Annotated in this window: 20 protein-coding genes and 1 pseudogene; 11 read left to right on the top strand and 10 right to left on the bottom strand. The window is 66.1% G+C overall.

Annotation, left to right across the window (positions count from 1 at the left end; all coding sequences use genetic code 11):
- Nucleotides 1–175: 175 nt before the first annotated feature.
- The 4 genes from EET03_RS13050 (at nucleotide 176) to EET03_RS31485 (ending at nucleotide 2535) form a co-directional block, all read left to right on the top strand.
- Entirely contained in the window at nucleotides 176–964 is a 789-nt protein-coding gene (locus EET03_RS13050; RefSeq protein ID WP_075543479.1) for a heavy metal-binding domain-containing protein, read from the top strand.
- On the top strand, nucleotides 964–1347 hold the full coding sequence (locus EET03_RS13045) for a DUF5073 family protein (RefSeq protein WP_075543456.1): 384 nt from the start codon (nucleotides 964–966) through the stop codon (nucleotides 1345–1347). The genes EET03_RS13050 and EET03_RS13045 overlap by 1 nt, the downstream gene beginning before the upstream one ends.
- A 111-nt stretch (nucleotides 1348–1458) precedes the next feature.
- Nucleotides 1459–1815: a hypothetical protein gene (locus tag EET03_RS31490; protein WP_244232344.1), complete on the top strand. Its 357-nt coding sequence runs from the start codon at nucleotides 1459–1461 to the stop codon at nucleotides 1813–1815.
- A gap of 60 nt (nucleotides 1816–1875) precedes the next feature.
- Entirely contained in the window at nucleotides 1876–2535 is a 660-nt protein-coding gene (locus tag EET03_RS31485) for a hypothetical protein (RefSeq protein ID WP_244232343.1), read from the top strand.
- 25 nt (nucleotides 2536–2560) lie between these two features.
- Here the strand turns inward: EET03_RS31485 and EET03_RS13035 are convergent, their stop codons facing one another.
- Nucleotides 2561–3667 carry a sulfite oxidase gene (locus tag EET03_RS13035; RefSeq protein ID WP_099193523.1) on the bottom strand — a complete coding sequence of 369 codons (1107 nt, stop codon included), beginning with the start codon at nucleotides 3665–3667 and terminating at the stop codon, nucleotides 2561–2563.
- Between the two features lie 292 nt (nucleotides 3668–3959).
- Between EET03_RS13035 and EET03_RS13030 the strand changes: the two genes are divergently transcribed.
- Both EET03_RS13030 and EET03_RS13025 read left to right on the top strand, forming a co-directional pair.
- Nucleotides 3960–4832, top strand: a complete 873-nt coding sequence (locus EET03_RS13030) for a DUF4344 domain-containing metallopeptidase (RefSeq protein ID WP_075543454.1) — start codon at nucleotides 3960–3962, stop codon at nucleotides 4830–4832.
- 173 nt (nucleotides 4833–5005) lie between these two features.
- On the top strand, nucleotides 5006–6184 hold the full coding sequence (locus tag EET03_RS13025) for a glycosyltransferase (protein WP_082274729.1): 1179 nt from the start codon (nucleotides 5006–5008) through the stop codon (nucleotides 6182–6184).
- Nucleotides 6185–6579: 395 nt separating this feature from the next.
- Here EET03_RS13025 and EET03_RS13015 read toward each other — a convergent pair whose 3' ends face one another.
- Entirely contained in the window at nucleotides 6580–7815 is a 1236-nt protein-coding gene (locus EET03_RS13015) for an FAD-dependent oxidoreductase (RefSeq protein WP_082274730.1), read from the bottom strand.
- 168 nt (nucleotides 7816–7983) lie between these two features.
- On the opposite strand from EET03_RS13015, the gene fadD1 reads away from it, so the two are divergent.
- Nucleotides 7984–9576 (top strand): fatty-acid--CoA ligase FadD1, encoded by a 1593-nt coding sequence (fadD1, locus tag EET03_RS13010; protein ID WP_075543477.1) that lies wholly within the window; start codon nucleotides 7984–7986, stop codon nucleotides 9574–9576.
- A gap of 91 nt (nucleotides 9577–9667) precedes the next feature.
- Here fadD1 and EET03_RS13005 read toward each other — a convergent pair whose 3' ends face one another.
- Both EET03_RS13005 and EET03_RS13000 read right to left on the bottom strand, forming a co-directional pair.
- Nucleotides 9668–10090, bottom strand: a complete 423-nt coding sequence (locus tag EET03_RS13005; RefSeq protein WP_075543453.1) for a Zn-ribbon domain-containing OB-fold protein — start codon at nucleotides 10088–10090, stop codon at nucleotides 9668–9670.
- Entirely contained in the window at nucleotides 10087–11247 is a 1161-nt protein-coding gene (locus tag EET03_RS13000) for a thiolase family protein (protein WP_075543476.1), read from the bottom strand. The genes EET03_RS13005 and EET03_RS13000 overlap by 4 nt, the downstream gene beginning before the upstream one ends.
- Nucleotides 11248–11299: 52 nt before the next feature.
- On the opposite strand from EET03_RS13000, the gene EET03_RS12995 reads away from it, so the two are divergent.
- Nucleotides 11300–12169 (top strand): NYN domain-containing protein, encoded by an 870-nt coding sequence (locus tag EET03_RS12995; RefSeq protein WP_099194180.1) that lies wholly within the window; start codon nucleotides 11300–11302, stop codon nucleotides 12167–12169.
- Between the two features lie 62 nt (nucleotides 12170–12231).
- Here the strand turns inward: EET03_RS12995 and EET03_RS12990 are convergent, their stop codons facing one another.
- Nucleotides 12232–12894, bottom strand: coding sequence for a hypothetical protein (locus EET03_RS12990; RefSeq protein ID WP_075543452.1), 663 nt, complete (start codon nucleotides 12892–12894; stop codon nucleotides 12232–12234).
- A gap of 372 nt (nucleotides 12895–13266) precedes the next feature.
- Here EET03_RS12990 and EET03_RS12985 point away from each other — a divergent pair.
- Nucleotides 13267–14774: pseudogene (locus EET03_RS12985) on the top strand (HNH endonuclease signature motif containing protein).
- Nucleotides 14775–14819: 45 nt separating this feature from the next.
- Here the strand turns inward: EET03_RS12985 and EET03_RS12980 are convergent.
- Both EET03_RS12980 and EET03_RS12975 read right to left on the bottom strand, forming a co-directional pair.
- The gene (locus EET03_RS12980; protein ID WP_099193521.1) at nucleotides 14820–15617 is read right to left on the bottom strand and encodes an SDR family NAD(P)-dependent oxidoreductase; all 798 of its coding nucleotides are present in this window, start codon (nucleotides 15615–15617) and stop codon (nucleotides 14820–14822) included.
- Between the two features lie 27 nt (nucleotides 15618–15644).
- Nucleotides 15645–16466: a class I SAM-dependent methyltransferase gene (locus EET03_RS12975; RefSeq protein WP_075543474.1), complete on the bottom strand. Its 822-nt coding sequence runs from the start codon at nucleotides 16464–16466 to the stop codon at nucleotides 15645–15647.
- Nucleotides 16467–16586: 120 nt separating this feature from the next.
- Between EET03_RS12975 and EET03_RS12970 the strand changes: the two genes are divergently transcribed.
- Complete coding sequence (locus EET03_RS12970; protein ID WP_075543473.1) at nucleotides 16587–17369, top strand: SDR family oxidoreductase; 783 nt, start codon at nucleotides 16587–16589, stop codon at nucleotides 17367–17369.
- 103 nt (nucleotides 17370–17472) lie between these two features.
- Complete coding sequence (locus tag EET03_RS12965) at nucleotides 17473–17889, top strand: CBS domain-containing protein (RefSeq protein WP_075543451.1); 417 nt, start codon at nucleotides 17473–17475, stop codon at nucleotides 17887–17889.
- A 13-nt stretch (nucleotides 17890–17902) separates the two neighbouring features.
- On the opposite strand, the gene EET03_RS12960 is transcribed toward EET03_RS12965, so the two are convergent.
- The 3 genes from EET03_RS12960 to EET03_RS12950 all read right to left on the bottom strand — a co-directional run.
- Nucleotides 17903–19171 (bottom strand): amidohydrolase family protein, encoded by a 1269-nt coding sequence (locus EET03_RS12960; protein WP_075543450.1) that lies wholly within the window; start codon nucleotides 19169–19171, stop codon nucleotides 17903–17905.
- Between the two features lie 6 nt (nucleotides 19172–19177).
- Nucleotides 19178–19951 carry a class II aldolase/adducin family protein gene (locus EET03_RS12955; protein WP_075543449.1) on the bottom strand — a complete coding sequence of 258 codons (774 nt, stop codon included), beginning with the start codon at nucleotides 19949–19951 and terminating at the stop codon, nucleotides 19178–19180.
- The coding region (locus EET03_RS12950; protein ID WP_122508771.1) for a class I adenylate-forming enzyme family protein at nucleotides 19938–21333 on the bottom strand (1396 nt) is incomplete at its 5' end. The genes EET03_RS12955 and EET03_RS12950, both read right to left, overlap by 14 nt.

Below are 21333 nucleotides of genomic sequence, written 5' to 3'. Positions count from 1 at the left end.
GGAGCCCGGGTGCCGTCTCGGGCTTGATCCGGCAGCCGCGCTCCGATCCGGCCGGCCGCCGCGACACCTGAGGATGTCGGTGACCGATGCGGAAAGCGTCGGAGGCGGGATATCACCGACGTTGGCGCTGGACTCGTCGTACGCTGACGCAAACCACAGAAGGGAACACCTGCACATGCAACCAGGCTCGCTCGATCCGGTGGCCAGCGATCGTTTGTCGCACGCCGAAAAGTCATTCACGTCCGACTTGTCGATCAACGAGTTCGCGCTGTTGCACGGGGCCGGGTTCGAACCCATCGAACTGGTCATGGGTGTCTCTGTCTATCACGTCGGCTTCCAGTTCAGCGGCATGCGGCAGCAACAGGAACTGGGCGTACTGACCGAGGCGACTTATCGGGCGCGCTGGAATGCGATGGCGCGCATGCAGGCCGAAGCCGATGCGCTCAAGGCGGACGGGATCGTCGGGGTCCGGCTCAACTGGCGCCATCACGGTGAAGGCGGCGAGCATCTGGAGTTCATGGCGGTCGGCACGGCGGTGCGCTACACCGCCAAGCCCGGGGCATTTCGGCGTCCCAACGGGCAAGCGTTCTCCAGCCACCTGTCCGGGCAGGACATGGTGACGCTGCTGCGATCGGGGTACACGCCGGTGGCCTTCGTGATGGGCAATTGCGTGTTCCACATCGCCGTGCAGGGGTTCATGCAGACGCTGAAACAGATCGGCCGCAATATGGAGATGCCGCAGTGGACACAGGGCAACTACCAGGCGCGGGAACTGGCGATGACGCGCATGCAGAGCGAGGCGGAGCGGGACGGCGCCACCGGCGTGGTGGGCGTGCATTTCGCCATCTCCAACTATGCGTGGGGCCTGCACACGGTGGAGTACTACACGGCCGGAACGGCGGTACGCCGCACCGGCAGCGGGGAAACCATCACGCCGTCGTTCGTCTTGCCCATGGATAACTGATGGCCCATTTCGACGCCGAGCAGGTGAGCCGGACCATCGGGGCCGCGCTCGCCGGCCCCGGCGGAGTCGCCTTGGTGGTCAAAGTTTTCGCCAATCTTCCGGGAGTGATTCACACACCCGCACGACGCGGCCTGTTCCGGTCGAACCCGGAGCGAATCCAGATCGGTGATTGGCGCTATGAAGTTGCCCATGACGGCCGGCTGCTCGCCGCGCACATGGTGAACGGCATCGTCATCGCCGAGGACATCCTGGCCGCCGAGGCCGTCGGTCCGCACGTCGCCCGCGCGCTGGGACAGATCGTCAGCCGCTACGGGCCCACGGTCATCCCGAACATCAACGCGGCGGTGGAGATTCTGGGCACCAGTACCGGCTATCGGTACTGATCTGCCTCCGGCCCGCGATCCGCGCTGCTGGTCGGACGGTCATGGCGCACCAGAGGCGTGATCAGCGAAATCCCGCTCCGCCGCATTCCGGAGTGGATAGGGTGCCCCGTCATGGGCGTTTTGCGGTTCCTTTGGCAACGCGTGCTGGCCTTCGACCGAATCGGCTCCCGCATTCCGCAGCTGATCCAGGTCTGGCTGCAGGAACTGTTCTTCGTCATGCCGTTGGCCTTCTTCGTCGGCAAGGTCATCGACATCCATGGCGCCTTCGGCGTGCCCGGCACCGGTGAGCGCCTCGACGCGACGTTTTGGGGAGCCCTCGTCGTCGCGCTCGTTTTCGGGTTCTTGTTCATGCGCTCCCTGGTGAAGCCGCGTATCGCCCAGGGTTCGTGGACACCCACAGTGCACGCCGACATGGGAGCGTTTACCGTCTTCGGCGGAAACCGAACCTGGACGGTGACCTATCCCTAGCTGACCAGCCACCCGTCTTATGCACTGCTGCTGCTGCTGACCGCACCGATCCCCGCCGTGATGGTCGCGGCGACCGTCAACCAGGGCGACAGCACCTTCTACTTCCGGGTGTGCGGGATCGTCGGGCTGATCATCCTCGCCTGCATGGCGGTGGCGCGCATGTTGTCCTGGTACGTATTTCGCATCGGCCGCCGCCGGCTCGACGAGCAACTGCGGTGCCTGCCGTTCTCACAACGTCGCCTCGGCTGGGAAATCGCCTGGAAACCCGTGCTGGTTCTGGTGGTGCTGATGTATGCGATCGTGTGCATCCCGCTCGGTGCCATGTGGCTGAAGGAGAAGCGCACCATCGCCGCCTTGCCCGTCGTCTCCGTTGCCGACACCCAGTATCCCGGCCAATATCGGCGCGTAACAGGCAAAGTGGCGTCCGAGCCCGTCTATTGGGCGCCGCAAGGGACCGGCCACGGCGGCAACAACTACGCGGGAGCGGGGATCCTGGTGATGCTGCCGACCGGCGGTGAGGCGCTGCTGCTCGCCGATTCGATGGCGGTGCCGGATTTCAAGGACATGATGGCCCATGTTCGCCACGGCGAAGTCAGCGCGACCGGCAAGGTGATCGACGCCGTGACCGCGACCCAGCGCAAGTACTACGGATTCAACGAAAACGCCTTTCCCGCGCCGGCTGCCGGTGGGCGGGTCATGGTGCTGTTGTCAGAGCCCTGAACCAAAGGAGGCTTGGAATGAGAAGCTACCGCACTGCGCATGCGACGCTGGCCCAGGCGTTGTTGCCGTAACCGCCCGGATTCCACAGGGACGCCGGCGTTTGCGGCTGCAGCGTCCCGGTGTCGTCCCACGCGCGGGCGGTGATGTGCAGCCGGCCGGGCTCGACGTCGAAAGTCGATGACCACGGCCGCCATGACCAGGTGCCGGGCGCCGGGTGCAGCTCGGCTTGCCGCCAGGTGTGCCCGTGGTCGAGCGACAAGTCGATGCGGGCGACGCGGTGACCGTCGCCGGCGATGCCGTAGCCGCGGATTGTCAGTGCGCCGGCGGCGACGACGTCACCGTCGACGGGGTGCAGAATGTCGCAGTTGAGCGCCAGCGTCGAAAGCGAAATGCCTTCTCCCGCAGCGGCGGTGGCGGGGTCGGCGTCGGGGGGCAGGATCCGGTAGTCATGCGCCTGGAAATAGTTCTCCGACGGGCTGGGTTGCACGGTGATCGCACTGACCCACTTGACACTGCGGGCGCCGATGTACCCGGGCACCACCACCCGGACCGGGCCGCCGTGGGCGGGTGGCAACGGTTGGGAGTTCATCTGCCACGCCAGCAGCACTCCCTGCGACATCGCCTTGCGCAACGGGATGGAACCGCCGTAGGTCTGGACGGGCCGGGCCTCCGGGGCTACGTCGGGAGCATCGAAGGCGACATGCAGCCCGTCTTCGACGTGGGTCCGGGCCGCGCCGAGGACGTCGGCCAGGCGCGCGCCACACCACTGTGCGGTCGAGATCGCGCCGTGCTGCCAGGGCTCCTTACCCGGGATCGCTCGCACGCGCAGCAACTCGGCGCGCCGATTACCCGCACACGCCAATGTCGCCACCACACTGTGGCGCGGAAAATCGTTGATCAGCTGGTCGTAGGTCAGCGTCAGCGGTTTGTGCACGCGCCCGCTCACCGTCAGGCGCCACTGATTGGGCGCGATACCGGGAATTGGGCCGTGATTGCGGGCGTAGAACGCATCGATCGGGGTGATGTCGCTGCCGGCCAGCGCCGCGATCGGCGGCTCTGCGTTGTAAGGCAGCTCTGCATGCACGATCATGTCGTCTCGCTTGCCCCATGTCGCGGTGGCGTCGGCGGCCATAGTAGAGATCGTCCGCTATCACCGGAGACTGGTCCAGCAGCCGGTGACATTGCCGGCTCGAGACTGCAGTCGCCGAACAGCTCGGCCGGCACAACACGGCGGTCGGCGCCGTCGGTAATTCGGTTGGCAGCCAACGCTCGTCCCGGCGTTTCGGCTCAGGATCGCAAATCCGCATCGGGATGGCTCGGGTGTCGTACCGTTCTCACAGGCCTCACGCCGTTCGGCGAAAAGCCGGATACGAGGTCATCCCACCGTGAGACGGGGGCTGCGCCGAAGGAAGGGGTTCAACGCGATGAACAAACCGACGACCGCGCTGGCGACACTCGCCGCGCTTTTCGTGACTGCCGGGTGTGGCGGGTCCACCAACAACCAGGCCGCCGAAAAGTCGTCGTCGGGAAACCAATCGAGCCAAGCCTCGAACACCGCCTCCACAACCGAGCCCGCATCTTCGGGACGGATGAACCCCCGCTACGAAGACGCCGAAACACCGGAGGCACAGCAAGGCCGCCAGCTCATGACGGACGCGAAACTGCTGGAAGCGCTCGGGCAGCAGGTCAACGACACCCTGAACCTGCCGCACGACGTGGGACTTGTGGGCAAACAATGTGGTGAGCCCAACGACTACTGGGACCCCGATACCAACGAGATAACACTGTGCTACGAGGACATCCAGCAAAGCGACCACCGGTTCGCCGATGCCGGCAACCCGGATCCGGTGGTCGCCGCGATCGATGCGACGACCTCCGGGTTCTATCACGAGCTCGGTCACGCCACCCTGGCCATCTACCAGCTCGCCTTCACCGGGCGCGAAGAGGATGTGGCCGATCAGCTCTCGGCGTTCATGCTGCTGGCTCCCGGCGCCGACGGAAAGCCCTATCCCAACGGTGTCCGGATTGCGACCAACACCGCCCAGGACTGGAAGTTGAGCGCCAAGGAGTCCGGCGACGCCAACGATCTCCCGTTCTGGGACGGGCACTCCATGGACATCACCCGCATGTACAACTGGGAGTGCTGGATTTACGGGTCCGACCCGGCAGCCAACGCCAACATGGTCGCTTCCGGCGACCTCCCGGAGGACCGGGCCGGCAATTGCGAGGAGGAGTTCCAGAACATGTCCAAGGCATGGCAGCAAATGCTGGGGCCCCACCTCAAAAAGCCCAGCTGAGCAGAACGGCCGGTCGCAAACCCGGAACGACCGCGGCGATCGGGCGCAGCCGCCGGCTGGCCGGTCTTCCTGAGCAGCCGTCCTGAGCAGGAGTTCATGGAGTTCATGGACCGTTCAGGCATCGGTCGAGTAGACCTCATGGACCGCACACGAGAGACCGTTTGTCTCACGGTATGCGTGTCGTTCAGGTCGCCAACTTCTACGGACCTCGTTCCGGCGGGCTCCGGACCGCCGTCGACCGGTTGGGATCGGAATACTGCGCACGCGGCCATCAGGTATTTCTGATCGTTCCCGGTGCCCGGGCCACACATACTCGGTTGGGCACCGGTGTCGTGCGAATCACCCTGCCGGCCAAGCTGATTCCCTTCACCGGAGGCTACCGCGCGGTGCTGCCCGGGCCCGTGCGGGCGTTGCTGGAAACGCTGCGGCCCGACGCCCTGGAGGTCTCCGACCGGCTCACCCTGCGATCACTGGGCCGCTGGGGGCGCGACCGCGGCGTGACAACGGTCATGATCTCCCACGAACGCCTCGATCGCTTCGCCGGCCAGCTGCTTCCGCGGCGCACCGCCCGGGCATTCGCAGACGTGGCGAACCGGCGAACCGCCGCCGACTACGACACCGTGGTGTGCACCACCGCGTTCGCGCGTGCGGAATTCGACCGCATCGGCGCGACGAATATCGCCACCGTCCCACTGGGCGTCGATCTGCAGACCTTCCACCCGCGCCGGCGCAGCTCCCTGGTGCGCCAACGTTTCGCCGCACCCACACAGATCCTGCTGGTCCACTGCGGCCGGCTGTCGGTCGAGAAGCGTGCCGATCGCAGCATCGATGCGGTCGCCGCATTGTGTGACGCCGGTGTCGACGCCCGCCTGGTCGTCGTCGGCGAGGGTCCGATGCGCGCCAGACTGCAACGTCAGGCCGCGGGTCTTCCCGTCGAGTTCACCGGTTTCATCTCCGATCGACGCGCCGTCGCCACCATGCTGGCCTGCGCCGACGTGACCCTGGCCCCCGGACCGCACGAGACCTTCGGGCTGGCCGCACTGGAATCACTGGCTTGCGGGACCCCGGTCGTGGTATCGCGCACGTCGGCGCTGGCCGAGATCATCACCTTAGACAGCGGTGCATCGGCCGGCAACAACCCGGTCGCCATCGCAGCGGCGGTCCGCAGCGTCGTCAGCCGCCCCGAGCACGACCGCCGTGCCTGCGCAAGACGGCGCGCCGAAGCCTTCACCTGGCAGCAAGCCGCGGCCGGCATGTTGATTGCACTAACTGCCCGCGACGGTCAACCCGGCGTTTCCCGTGTGGACGAGGCGATCCGGCTGACGGACGCAGGTTCCCCATTCACCGCATGAAGGTCAGGTGCACGGCAACCCGTGCGGGCCCCCGATCCAATGGCCGGGCGGCGCCTGCCAGGGGCAGACTTGCTGAACCTGCCCCGGCGGGAACGGGTTCGCAATACCCCGATCGTTGATATGCGGGCCCGGCGGAATCCACGGCTGCCCCGGGTCAGCCTGTGCGGCAGCACCCCCGAGTCCGAGCGCGGATGCTCCCAACGCTGCGGCGATTACGGCTTTCCCTGCGAACTTTTTCGCGATCATCCCCTCGCCCCTCCTTCAGTCGCCGTGGGCACTACGTCAGCGACTACGGTGACGTCTATCCGTAAGTATCCCAGAGACGGCGCTGTCAAACCTAACCCCGGCTTACGGGCGCTTCGACGACCGCACGGTGTCCGGCCATGCGTCCAGGGTCAACCGCTGGTGTTGCCGGGTCCGCGGCGGGCGAATGCGGGGGCATGCTCGGGCCGCACCCCCACGCCGACAAAGTAGGCGGGCAGCATCGACAGCCACGGCAATTTGTCCACCACCGCGAGTAACGCCGCCGGCGGGGTCGGGTCCTTGCCGCCAAGCAGTGGGCCGACCAGCATCCGGTGCAGTACCCGTTGCACCGTTTGAGTCACCACGGTGGGAAGGAGGCGGCGGCGCCGCACGGCGGCCAGGTCGCGATCGGTGATCCGGTGTCGCAGCAGGGGTTCGGCCAATATGGTCGCCGCCGCGACGGCATCCTGCACGGCCAGGTTGATCCCGACACCGCCCAGCGGCGACATCGCGTGCGCGGCGTCACCGATGCATAGCAATCCATCGGTGTGCCAGCGCCGCAGCCGGTTCACCTTCACGTCGAGATGCTTGACATCGTCCATGGACGTCAGCGCCGCCGCCGACTCGGCCGCCTCGGGAACCAGCGCGGCGACGTCACGGCCGAACGCCTCGATGCCGCGCTCCCGCAACGCGGCGTCGGCACCCTTGGGCCCCAGGTAGGCGATCTGGAAGTACCCTTGCCGGGGAATCACCACCAGGGCCTTGCCCGGTCCGAATCGCGGCAGCAACGAGAATTCCGTGGTGTCCTCGTACGGCAGCTTGAACCACCACACGTCGAACTTGACCGGGTAGTCGTGTGCCCTCAGCCCGGCCTCCTGACGTGCCATCGACCAGCGCCCGTCGCACGCCACGGTCAGCTCTGCCGTCAGCTCACCGGGGCCGTCGGGTCCTTGGTAGCGCACTCCGACCACCCGATCGCCGTCGCGCAGCAGCCCGGTGGCTTCGGTCTTCATGCGCAACGTGAAGGTCGGCTCGGCCTGGGCCGCCTCCGCGAGCAGGTTCAGCAGATCCCACTGCGGCACCATCGCGATATACGGGTGGGGTAGGCGCAGCCGCTCGAAGTCGACGTAGGTCACCGAACGTCCGCCCGTATCGAAGGTCGCCTTGCGGACCTCGCTGAAGGGCAGCGCCGCGAAACGCTGCCACAGTCCCAGCTCGTCGAGCAGCCGCAGGGTCGTCGGATGCACGGTGTCACCGCGGAAATCCCGTAGGAAGTCACCGTGCTTCTCCAGCAGGGTGACCTCGACACCAGCCCGGGCCAGGAGCAGCCCGAGGACCATGCCGGCCGGGCCGCCGCCGATAATCGCGCACGTGGTTGTCTCAGACATCAGCGCAAGCATAAGGTGCCCACGCGGCTTACCCGCGCTCAACGGAGCACCGGGGCATCAGTCTCGACCCACGCCACCGGTGTGTCCGCCGCCGACGGCATGGTGAGCGGTGCCGCATCGCTGGCCGGCTCACACGGGGTGCCCCGCATGAACGGAGGACCACAAGCCATGACTGACACCATCCAAACGCTGTTGCAACAGCGCGCATCCGATTCGTCGGTCGCCGTGAAATACCATGATCTGCAATGGACTTGGCGCCAGTATCTGGCGGAGTCAGCGGCGCGCGCCGCGGCATTGATCGCCGCCGCCGATCCGGGCCGGCCGATGCACATCGGTGCTCTGCTGGGCAACACACCCGAGATGCTGGCCCAGATGGCGGCGGCCGGACTGGGCGGCTATGTACTGTGCGGCCTGAACACCACCCGCCGGGGCGAGGCGCTGGCCGCCGACATCAGAAAGGCGGACTGCCAGATCGTGGTGACCGACGCCGAACACCGCGACCTGCTGCACGGCTTGGACCTGGCCGGCACCCGGATTCTCGACACCGCGACACCGCAGTGGGCCGAATTGGTGGCCGCCGCCGGTCCGTTGGTCCCGCATCGCCAGGTCGACATGACGGACCCGTTCATGATGATCTTCACCTCCGGCACCAGCGGAAGCCCCAAGGCGGTGCAGGTGTCGCAGCTGATGCCGATGTTCGCCGGGCGCAGCCTCACCGAGCGCTTCGCGCTCACCGAGCAGGACACCTGCTATGTGTCCATGCCGCTGTTTCACTCCAATGCCGTGGTCGCCGGATGGGCGCCCGCGGTGGTGTCCGGCGCGGCCATTGCGCCGGCAAAGTTCTCGGCCACTAATTTTCTGGCCGACGTCCGCCGCTACCACGCCACGTACATGAACTATGTCGGCAAGCCGCTGGCGTACATCCTGGCCACCCCGGAGCGCGAGGACGACGCCGACAATCCGCTGCGGGTGGCGTTCGGCAACGAGGCCAACGAGAAGGACATCGAGGAGTTCGCGCGTCGCTTCGCGGTGCAGGTCGAAGACGGCTTCGGCTCGACCGAAAACGCGGTCATCGTGATCCGTGAACCCGGAACTCCGCCCGGCTCGATCGGTAAGGGCGCCCCCGGAGTCGCGGTGTACAACAGCGAGACCGTCACTGAGTGCCCCGTTGCGCGCTTCGACGAGCGCGGTGCCCTACTCAACGGCGACGAGGCCGTAGGCGAATTGGTCAACACGACCGGATCGGGTTTCTTCAGCGGCTATTACAACGACCCCGACGCCAACGCCGAACGGATGCGCCACGGCATGTATTGGTCCGGCGACCTCGGCTACCGCGACGCGCAGGGCTGGATCCATCTCGCCGGCCGCACCAGCGACTGGATGAGGGTGGACGGCGAGAATCTGGCGGCTGCGCCGATAGAACGAATCTTGTTGCGCCACACCGCTATCAACCGAGTAGCGGTCTATGCGGTGCCGGACGAGCATGTCGGTGACCAGGTGATGGCCGCGGTCGTGCTGCACCGGGGCCGCGCCTTCGACCCCGGCTCGTTCGAAGCATTCCTCGACGCACAGCCCGACCTGTCCCCCAAGGCCAGGCCACGGTACGTCCGCATCGCCGCCGACCTGCCCAGCACCGCCACGCACAAGGTGCTCAAGCGCCAGTTGATCCGCGACGCAACAATCGTCGGCGCGGGCGAGACATTGTGGGTGCGCGAGCCACGCGGCACGGCATACCGGATCGCGTTTCGCGACGACGCCTAGAACTCCGTCGAGCTGTTGGACGCGACAGTGAACGGCGCACTATCAGTCGCACGGCGCGCAGACACATGTGACAGCTGTGATCGACACCGGTCTAAGACGGCGTGAAATACGGCAGCGTCAGGTCAGAGCCAATCTCGTGGAATTGCACTTGCACCCGCATGCCGATGGCCAGATCCGCCGGTGCTATCCCGACGATGTTGGTCAGCATCTGGTAGCCCTCGTCCAGCGTGACGATCGCCGGCGCATAGGGCGGCTCGAGCTCGGCTGTCACCGGCCGGTAAACCACTGTCCAGCTGTATATTTCGCCGACCCCGGCACTGCGCATCCAGGTGAGATTCTTGGACAGACACTGCCGGCAGTGCTCGGCCGGCGGGAAATTCGCCGCGCCGCACGCCTGACAGTGTTGATAGCGCAGCTCGCCTACTCGGCACCCGTCCCAGAAAGGAGCGCTGAGCGGACTGCTAGGGTGCGGCACCGGCCCGCTCTGCGGCCGCAACACCTCGCCCGAACTCATCGCGGTTCGGCTCCGAGGATCAGCACCGTGGTGAACAATGCACCCGCTCCTCCGTTGCTGCACAACGCGATACGTGCATCCGGAACTTGAAGTGCGCCGGCCTCGCCGCGCAACTGCTGAACCGCTCGAATCGCGCGCTGCATCATTTGCGGATTCCTCCCGGCATGACTGAAGGACATGGTTCCGCCGTCGGTGGTGACCGGGCGGCTGCCGCCGATGGCGATGTGACCGTCGGCGACGAACGGTCCGCCTTCTCCCGGGCCGCAGAAGCCGAACGCTTCCAGCTGACGGATGATCTCGAACGAGAACGGATCGTAGAGTTCCAGCACATCGACCTCGTCACGACGCAGCCCGGAATGCGCGAACGCACGATCGGCCGCACGGCTGCCCACCACGCCATTGACCGGATCACCGCGCCGGCCCGCGAGGTCCCATGCCGGTGGGTGCTGATACGACGGACCGTAATGATCTGCGCCACTTCCCAACACGTAGATCGGCTGTCTGGCGACCTGCACCTTGTCCAGGTTCGCCACCACCAGGGCGCAGCCTCCCTCGGAGGTGGTGGCGCAATCGAGCAGGTGAAAGGGCTCGGCGATGAGCCGTGATGCGGTGATGTCCTCGGGGGTGAACGGTCCGCGTTGGTAGTAAACGGCTTCCGGGTTTCGCGAGCCGTTGTTGCGGATGGTGGCCGCAACGATGGACAGCTGCTCGCGGGTGGTCCCATGGACGTGCATGTGGCGACGGGCGATGAGTGCGAACTCGGCGGCGGTGAACATCCCCCACGGCGCCACGAACTCGTTCTCCGGCCGGGTCCACGGCGCCGTGGCCGCGTGCTCGCGATATTCACCCGCCTGGGCGGCGACGAGGACCACCACGTCGGCCATGCCGTGCTCGATCGCGGTGACGGCCTCGGTGATCATGCCGATCCCGAACCCCAGCCCCTGCCAGGCGGGCCCGAGGCGGAGGTCGTAGATCAGTGCCGTGGACAATGCGCCGGCACTGATCCCGTCCACGTCTTCGAGGTCGAGGCCGGCGTCATCGAGGGCGCCCCGAATAGCCTTGACCGCCAGACTGCGGGAGGTTTCGCCGTCGAGGCGGCGCCCCTGGCGAGTGTTATGCACCCCGACGATGGCTGCAATGCGCCTGGTCGCGCTCACTGTCACTCCGTTCTGATGCCATTTGGTGGTGGCACACGGCACGATGACGATCATGACCGATTCCAGCGCGAGCCGCGTGGCCGTCTACTTCGACTTCGACAACATCGTGATCTCGCGCTACGACCAAGTACACGGACGCGGCACCTTCCAAAAGGACAAGGCCAAGGGGCTGGACACGGAGCGGTTGCGGGCGGCGACCGTCGACCTGGGCGCGATCATGGACTTCGCCTCGTCGTTCGGCACCCTGGTGCTCACCCGTGCGTACGCGGATTGGTCGGCCGAGGTGAACGCCCGCTACCACGGCCAGCTGGTCGGGCGCGCGGTCGATCTCGTGCAACTGTTCCCGGCAGCCGCGTACGGCAAGAACGGAGCCGACATTCGCCTGGCCGTCGATGCGGTCGAGGATATGTTCCGGCTACCCGACCTGACTCACGTGGTGATCGTCGGCGGCGATTCCGACTACATCGCGCTCGCGCAGCGTTGCAAGCGGCTGGGCCGGTATGTCGTCGGCATCGGCGTGGCCGGCGCCAGCAGTCGGTCGCTGGCCGCCGCCTGCGACGAGTTCGTCACCTACGACACGCTGCCCGGGATATCCACCACCGTCGTGGCGGCGCAGCCCAAGAAACGAGGACGCCATGCCAGCGCCGCGGAGCCGGACGAGGAGCCGACCGCACCGGATCCGCAGGCCGCGGCCACCAGACTGCTCGAACGGGCGCTTCGGATCGGCCAGGAGAAGGACGACGCGGACTGGCAGCACAACTCGATGGTCAAGGCCCAGATGAAGCGGATGGACCCCTCGTTCAGCGAGAAATCGCTGGGCTTCAAGTCATTCAGCGACTTTCTGCGCTCCCGTAGCGACGTAGTCGACCTTGACGAGAGCAGCACCACCCGGATGGTGCGCCTGCACAGCGACGCGGGTTGATCGCCGAGTCGGGTGGCCGAAGAGGGTTGGGCCCTTCGGCCACCCGACTCGGCCACGAGAGGTTACCCGTCTATTTCGCCGGCGATTCCGCGCTCGATGCTGGCCCGGATGCTGCTCGGCAATACGACGAGGCCGTCGAGTTCGGTGCGCGCCAAACCATATGCGCGCTGTCGCTCCTGCTGCGTCGCGGAAGTGTCGGCCGCCACCCTCAATAGGCTCTGGGCACGCGCCAGGCGCTGCCGTTCCTCCCGTGAGAAGTCGCTCCTGCCTTTGCGAATGGCCTCTGCTTCCGCGGCGTTGAACGCGGTCACATAGCTTTCGACAGCGTCGAGGTACTGTCGCGCGCCCTCCCGGTCCCCGAGGAGATCTTCCGCACGAACCGGCCGGTGGAAGTCGGCCGCCAGTTTGGCCTTGTGAAAGGCTGTCGTCAGCGGATCTCGCATGTCGGTCATGGCCGGGAAGTCGAGGAGCTTGGCGGGATCGAGTTCGTACTCCAGCCAGCGAGCATCGGTGTGGTCGTGCGCATCGATCGCGCGTCGTATCGCGCGCCAGTGCGATGCATGATTGCCGATCTCACGCGAATCAGCCGCCGCAAATTCAGCGGGATCACTCGAAGCCTCCCGTTGCCTATTCAGCGACGACAGCGCCCGGATGCCGGCATAGATCACGCCGATCACCGGCGCGGCCAGCACCAGCAACTCGAGCAGCCGAAACAGCAGTCCCACCAGGCAAGGATGCCATCATCATGCATAACGGGGTGCCTGCTGGACAATCTGGACCCGAGATGCGGTGTCGAGCCTGGCGACGATGCGCGTCGACGTGAGTGACACCAAACGGTCATTGCCGAAGTCGTGAATTGTGAACCGCACCAAGATCATCCGTTGTCGTAGCGCTTGCGCTTCGGCAAGCACCGAATGAGCTACCGGGAGTCGGCGTGACCGAAATTGAAGAGTTGCTACGGCTACGGCTACTGGGTGCTCACCGCCGACGATATCCATGCTCGACTGAGCTGACGTAAGGCCGCGAACCTTGCGGGTTATCCACAGCCTGACGTTGAACACCCGGTGTTATCCGCCGGCTGTGGCATAATCGAATGTATGTTCGAGTACCGGCCCGGTGAGGTCGCTGAGATGGATGAGTGGTTTGAGCGCCGTCATCCCTCCAAAACCCTCGAGTCGGCGAGGTTGGTGGATCGGATATGTGCGGCGGGGCGGGCAGAGAATCGGGCCGCCGCGGCACAGCTGAGCGCGATCGGGGAACTGTTTGCCTATCGGCTCTCCCGGTGTTCAGAGACCGAGGACTGGGCCATCGACACCATGGGGCGCTGGCCGCCGAAGTCGGGGCGGCGTTGCGGATCAGCCAGGGCCTAGCGGCCAGCCGGCTGCGCTATGCCCGGGTGATGCGTGAGCGGCTGCCGCAGGTCGCCGAGCTGTTTAAGACCGGGGACATCGACTACCGGGCGTTTCAAACGCTGGCCTATCGCACCGAGCTGATCGAGGATCGCCAGGTGCTGGCCGGCGTGGATGCCCAGCTGGCGGCGCTGGTGCCGCGCTGCCCGTCGCTCAGCCGGGGCCGGTTGGGCGCCCTGGTCGACAAGATCGTGGCCAACGCCGACGCCGATGCGGTGCGGCGCCGCAAACAACAGCAGACCGAGCGCCAGATCCGCATCGACGATGGTATCGGCGGTATTTCCCAGATCGAGGGCACCCTGTTGACCCCCGATGCCCACGCGCTGGACAAGCGGCTAACCGCGCTGGCGGCCACGGTCTGTGACCATGACCCGCGCACCCGCGACCAGCGCCGCGCCGATGCGTTGGGGGCCTTGGCCGCCGGGGCGGATCGGCTGGGGTGTGGCTGCGGGCGTACCGACTGCGCGGCCGGAAAACGGCCGGCAGCATCCCCGGTGATAATCCACGTGATCGCCGAGCAGGCCAGCCTCGACGGGCGCGCCCAGACGCCGGCCTCCGAAGTCTGTGCTGACGGGCTCATCGGCCCCGAATTGGTGGCCGAGTTAGCCGCCTCGGCCAAACTGATACCGCTGACCCACCCCGCCGACAGCGACCCGGAGCCGGGGTATGTGCCGTCGAAGGTTTTGGCCGATTTCGTGCGATGCCGCGATCTGACGTGTCGCTGGCCCAACTGTGATCGCCCGGCCTTCGATTGCGATATCGACCATTCGATTCCCTACGCCGCCGGCGGCGGGCCCACCCACGCGGCCAATCTCAGGTGTTATTGCCGCACGCATCATCTGTTGAAAACCTTCTGGGGCTGGCGCGACATGCAGCTGCCCGGCGGCACCCTGATCCTGACCTCCCCGACCGGGCACACTTATGTCACCACCCCGGGCAGTGCGCTGCTGTTTCCCCGCCTGTGCGCACCCACCACCGATCTGCCCACACCGGAAACCGCACCACCAAATGACTACTTCACCCAGCGCACTGCGATGATGCCCAAACGCCGCCGCACCCGCGCCCAAGACCGCGCCCAACGCATCGCCACCGAACGCCGCCACAACCATTACGCCCGCACCACCCCACAAACCGAACACACCGGCCAAACCGGACCCGCCCCGCCCGACACCAACGACGAACCGCCCCCGTTCTGACACGGAACGGCCTTGACGTAAGCGAGGTTCGCTGCCGCCGCGCCGTTACCGCTTGTCGGTCTGACCCGCCGCGATCTCGTCCGCCGCCTTGGCGACGATCCCCCCGGCCAGTCGCGACGACATCTCGGGGGCGTTCGCCGCGAACCGGGCCAGCGCCCGCTGACGCAGCGGGGCCACAGTGACCTCGGCGCGATTTCGCTCGATGGCGGTAACTACCGCCGTTCCGACCTGTTCGGGCGTGCCGGTGCCGATCAGCGGCGGCATGGCGGCACCCGAATCGGCGAACATCCCGGCGCCACCGATAGCCCCCGGGCTGACCACCGAGACGCCCACCCCGGCCGGTCGCAGGTCGTCGCGCAGGCACAGCGCGAAGCCCCGGATGCCGAATTTCGTTGCCGCATAGAGCGAGGCGCGCGGTGTGGCGGCCTTGCCAGAGATCGACGAGAGGAAGACGAAGTGCCCAGACCTTCGTTTGGTGAACACCGGAATCAGTTCGCGCGTCAGCTGTACCGGCACCTCGAGGTTGACCCGCAGCGCACGCTCTACCTGCTCGGCAGTGAAGCTGTCGAGTTTTCCGGAGGCCGGCAGCGCGGCATTGGCGACCAGGATGTCGATCTCCCCCGCTTCGGCGAGCAAGGCAACTGCGGCACCGGATTCAGACAGGTCGCTGACGACCGTTCGATGGTCGAGTCCACTCAGCGAAGCCGCGAGCTTGTCCAGCTCCGCCGGTTTGCGGGAGCTCAGGATCAGTCGTGCGCCGCGGTCGGCGAGTGACGCGGCGATCGCTCGTCCGAGGCCGCCGGTCGCGCCGGTGAGCAGCACGGTCCTGCCGGTTAGTTCCACTCGCTCGACGCTAGTCGATCCGGCGGCTCAGTATTCGAAGCGGTTCAAGACGTCGTAGTCGCCGAACGGCGTCGCATGCAGCAGCCGGTACATCAACCGCACCGGGGTCGCCTCGATTTTCTTATAGCTGGCTAGTGCGGAGGTCTGTTCGCGGAAACGCAGCCTCGGGTTCCACTGTTCAATGTCTCGGACATCGCCGATGCCCCACTTGACGATGCCTTTGGTGAATATCTTCGACAGCCGGGGACCCATCGGCGAGATGGTGTCGAAGAGTATTTCGCCGTGCTCGAACCGGTCGGTCAGGCGCGCGAACAGCTGCCGCACATCGCCTTCGGCAAGGTACATCAGCAGCCCTTCGGCGGCGACCAGTGTGGGACGTCCGGTCGGAATCTGCTGCAGCCAGCCGGGATCGGTCACCGACGAGCCGATCATGCGGTAGTTGTCCGTTTCGTCGTAGAGCCGGCGGCGCAAGTCGATGACGCTCGGCTGGTCGAGATCGAACCAGAGCGCGGAAGCGGGGATCGCAAGACGATATGCGCGGCTGTCGAGCCCACAACCGAGGTGCAGCACAACCGCATCGGGATGCCGTCGAAGGAAATCAGCGCACCAGTCGTCGAGCCGCTTGGCACGCAGCACGACCAGATACTGATTGGTGGCGGGCAGCGAGGTGCGATGTATCCGCTTGAAGTCGTAGTCGATCCGATCCACTGCTTCGGCGGCCGCCCCATCACCCAGGATGGGCTTACGTGAACGACTTTCATACGCACGCAAATACAGGGTCACCAAGTTCGTCCATTCCACCGAACCCCAACCGACCGAACTGAAGTCGACTTTGGGAGGCGCCACGATTGCCCACCAATCTCCGAATCTCACCGGCCCAGCGTGCGGACGGTCCCGAGCGTACCGAAGCCGACTGCTCACCGGCGAGGGCGGTGGTCTTCGCGGATGGGATCGTGGAAGTATCAGGGAATGCCAAACCGACTGACCGGCAAAGTCGCCCTTGTCAGCGGGGGCGCCCGGGGAATGGGCGCCTCTCACGTTCGGGCGTTGGTGGCCGAGGGCGCCAAGGTGGTCTTCGGCGACATTCTCGACGAGGAGGGCAACGCCGTGGCCGCCGACATCGGAGACGCGGCCTACTACATCCACCTCGACGTCACCGATCCCGATCAGTGGGAGGCGGCGGTCGAGGCGGCCCTGAGCAGGTTCGGCGGGCTCGACATTCTGGTGAACAACGCCGGCATCCTCAACATCGGAACCATCGAGGACTACGCGCTGTCGGAATGGCGGCGGATTCTCGACGTCAACCTCACCGGCGTGTTCCTGGGCATCCGCGCGGTCGTCAAGCCCATGAAAGCCGCCGGCCGCGGATCCATCATCAATATCTCCTCCATCGAAGGGCTGGCCGGCACCATGGCCTCCCACGGCTATACCGCGACCAAGTTCGGGGTGCGAGGGTTGACCAAGTCGACGGCGGTGGAACTCGGAGTCAACGGAATCCGGGTGAACTCCATTCATCCCGGACTGGTCAGGACGCCGATGACGCAATGGGTGCCCGAGGATCTGTTCCAAACTGCGCTCGGCCGCGCCGCCGAACCGCAGGAGGTGTCCAACTTGGTCGTGTACCTGGCCAGTGACGAGTCGAGCTATTCCACCGGCTCGGAATTCGTCGTCGACGGCGGCACCGTGGCGGGCCTGGGACACAAAGACTTCTCCGCCGTCGACGTTGCCCAGCAACCCGATTGGGTCACGTAGCCCGGCAGCCGAGCCGGCCTGGCACTCGCACCGGTACCAAGGCCACTAGATTTGAGGACTCAAGTCACTAGAACGCGCGGGCGGGGCCGGGTGAGATGGTGGCGTGACTACCCTTCCTTCTGCCGGATCGCTTCCGATTTCCACCGTTACCGGTGACCCGGTGGCCCGTGTCGTCGCCGACGCCACCGTGGCCGACGTCGCCAACGCGATGGTCGCCGACAACGTCGGGGCAATTGTCATCGGCGACGACGAACGGCCCGCCGCGCTGGTCAGCGAACGCGACATCGTCCGGGTCGTGGCCGCCGGGAAAGACCCGAATACTGTGCGGGCCCTGGACATCGCCAGCACCAAGCTGGTGTGGTGCGACGCCGAGGCGACCGTCGACGAGGTGGCCAACTGGATGATGCAGCGCTACATCCGTCACGTTCTGGTGGAGCAGGACGGTATGCCCGCCGGGATCGTTTCGGCTCGCGACCTGCTCGGCGTCTACTGCGCCGAAGCCGATCTCGACATGGGCTGACCGGGACCGGGGGTCAGAAGGCGTCGGGGTTGCGCCGGATGTCGGCGGGCACCGGGTGACGGTACAACCGCGCGGCGTTCTCCCAGGTGACCTTGCGGATCACCGGTTCGGGCAGCCCGCCGATCTGTTCGTGGATCGTTTGTTGGGTGTGCGGCCACGTCGAATCACAATGCGGATAGTCGGCTTCCAGCATGATGTTGTCGGCACCGATGCGGTCATACTGGACGAACGACGACTTGTCCTCCACCGCACAGAACCAGAAGTTTCGGGTGAAAACCTCTGCCGGAGTCAGGCTTTCACCCATGGCCTGCCAGGTGCCATACATCTGGTGATAGCTCAGCATGTGGTCGAGACGATCCAACAGCCCTGCCACCCAGCCGATTCCGCCCTCCGACAAACAGATCTTGAGATCGGGGAACCTGCTGGGCAGACCCGAGTACAACCAGTCGACCGCAGCCGAAATGGCATAGGCGAAAAACAGCACACCCGCGACATCGGGCGGCGCGTCGTCGGTGGTGGACGGCGACGAACCCGACGACCCGATATGCAGATTCACCACGGTCCCGGTTTCGGCACACGCCGCCATCATCGGATCCCAATGGTCCGAGTGGATGCTCGGCAACCCCAGCATCGCCGGGTTCTCGGTGAACGTGACCGCGTGAAAGCCACGCTCGGCGTTCTCACGGATCATCGTCGCGCCGAATTCGGGATCCAGCAGCCAGGGCAACTGGCAGGCGATGATCCGGTCCGGATACGACCCGGCCCACACCTCGAGGTGCCAGTCGTTCCATGCCCGCACCGACGCCAGCGCCAAGTCGCGATCCTTGGTCACCTGCTGTAGCCGCTGGCCGGCGAAGCCGGGCAAGAACGACGGGAAGTTCAGCGAGGCGTAGACGCCGTTAAGATCCATGTCTTTGATGCGCTCGTGGATATCCCATGCGCCCCTGCGCATCTCGTCAAAGCGCACCGGCTCGAAACCGTACTCGGCCACCGGCCGCCCCACCACGGCGTTGAAGCCGACATTGGGCAACGCCTGACCGTCGTAGACCCACGTCTGTCCACCCTCGGCGGTGTCCACGACACGTGGTGCTCGGTCGGCGAACCTGCGGGGCACGCGTCCGGTGAAGGTATCCGGCGGTTCGACGATGTGGTCGTCGACCGAGATCACCGTGTAGTGGCGTTGTGCCCGCGGTGGGTCGGGCAGAAACGTCACCGACCGATCCGCGCCGGTCTTGGCGGTCGTGAAGTTCGGGTCCGTGGCCAGCTCATCGATCGATTTCATGGTCGTTCAGCTCAGAACTTCTGGATCAGCCTTGATGGTCATTCGCGCGGCGCCGGCCCAGTACACGTCGGCGGCGCGTTCGATGAGCGAGCGTTGCATACCCGCCATGTCCGCCCAGTTCATCTGCGCGGGTTCCTTGCCGGTGAGCATGACGTCGTAGGCCAGCTTGCACACCCGTTCGATCGAGGCGGCGCGGTAGACGGCCTCGGCCAGACTGCGGCCGGTTGCGATGACGCCGTGGTTGGCCAGGATCGTCAGGTTGGCGTCTCCGATGTGTGCCGCGAGATCCGCTGCGCGGGAAGCGCTGTCGACTTCACCGTGGTAGGTGTCGACCAGGCACAGATCGTCGAGGAATAGCGAGCCGGTCTGGTGCACTAGCTCGGGCAGCCTGCCCAGCGCGGCCAGTACACACACGTAGTAGGGGTGGTTGTGGATGACCACCCTTGCGTCGTCCCGGACGCGGTGCAGTTCGGTATGGATCTGGATCGCCGGGGTGACATCCCACCGGCCGCGGACCACTCGCGCGTCGGCGTCCACCACGCAGATATCCGACGCGGTGAGCTCCTGCCACCACAGCCCCCACGGGTTCACCAACATGTCGGTGTGCCCGTCGGGTTGCCAGGTGATGTGTCCGGCCATGTTCTCGGCGAACCCGATCGCGGCGAGGTGGCGGAAGGCCACGGCCAGCGCCTGCTCGTCGGACAGCTCGACTCCGATCGGGGGCATCGCGGCCGGCGCCCACACCTCCAGACCGCCCGGGCGTGGCTCAGCAGTGTTCATCATCGACCTCCATCCTGGCGCGAATGTCGTCGCGGAGCGTGCTTTTGGCGACCTTGCCGCCCGAGGAACGAGGCAGTTCGTCGACCACGATCAGTCGCTCGGGCAGTAGCTCTTTGGAATAGCCCAAGCCCAGCAGATGATCCACCAGTTCGGCCAGCTCCAGGGTGTGCGAGCCGACGAGTTCGGCATAGAGGCAGACCTTTTCACCGAACACCGGATCGGGCATCGCGACCGCGGCGGCCACCGCGATCGACGGATGGGTCAACACGGCATCTTCGACCTGCGCCGCACTGATGTTCTTGCCGCCGCGCACAATGAACTCGGAGATCCGGCCGGCGACAGTCAGGTACCCCTCGGCGTCGATCTCGCAGAGGTCACCCATGCGCATCCACCCGTCGGTGGTGAACAGCTGGTCGTGGCCGGTGCCGTCCAGATAGCCGAGGCTGGTCGCCGGTCCCCGGCAGGCGGGCTGGCCGCGGCCGGCCGCGGTGACGTCGCGATCCCCGTCGAAAAGCCGGACCGACATCTCCGGCACCACCCGTCCAGCGGTCCGCAGCCGGCGTTGCCGCTCGTCATCCAGCGTGGTCCCGCTGAGCAGCCCGGTCTCGTTGGAGCCGTAGAACTGCAAAATCTTGGCTCCGGTGATTTCCTCGAACTCCGCGGCCGGCCGGTACGGCACCGCCTCACCGCCGGTGAAAACGACACGCAGCGAGCTCAGGTCGTAATTCCGGCACCCGGCGTCGGCCATCAGCATCGTCAACTGCGTACTGACACAACACAGCACCGTGACCCGGTGGTCGGCTATCGCCTGCGCCGCCGCCCTTGTGGTGAACCGGTCCAGGATCACCGCGGTGGCGCCAAGATGGATCGGAGTCGTGTGACTGGTCCAGATCCCGAACCCGAACGGTGTCGCGATGACCGGCAGGAACACGTCGTCAGAGGTCAACAACCCATGAGCGACGGCCTTCTGATGGAAGTAGTGCCAACGGTTTTGGGTATGCACCACACATTTGGGCCGTCCCGTGGTGCCGGAGGTGGAGTTGATCAGGAAGACGTCGTCGGGTCCGAGCCGGCAGTCGATGTCCAGCGCCCCGGGTTTGGTCTCGACGCTCAGCGCCGGCGCTCCCCCGCGCCGGCCGAGCACCAGCAACGGCACCGAGCATTCGGCGGCCACACCCGCAGCAGCGTGGCTCCGCTGCCGGTCGCTGATCAGGATTTTCGGCCGGGTATCGCGCACAATCGGCACGACTTCGCGAGGGCCGGCACGCGCGCCGAGCCCGACGACGACGGCCCCGCAGCGCTCGATCGCGACGAACAGCAGATGGATGGCTGCCGAATCACCGTGCCACACCCCCACCCGGCCCCCCCGCACTACCCCGACA

This window comes from Mycobacterium innocens (assembly GCF_900566055.1).
In the GTDB taxonomy this organism is placed as follows: Bacteria; Actinomycetota; Actinomycetes; order Mycobacteriales; family Mycobacteriaceae; genus Mycobacterium; species Mycobacterium innocens.
This window is presented reverse-complemented; position numbering and strand designations above follow the sequence as displayed.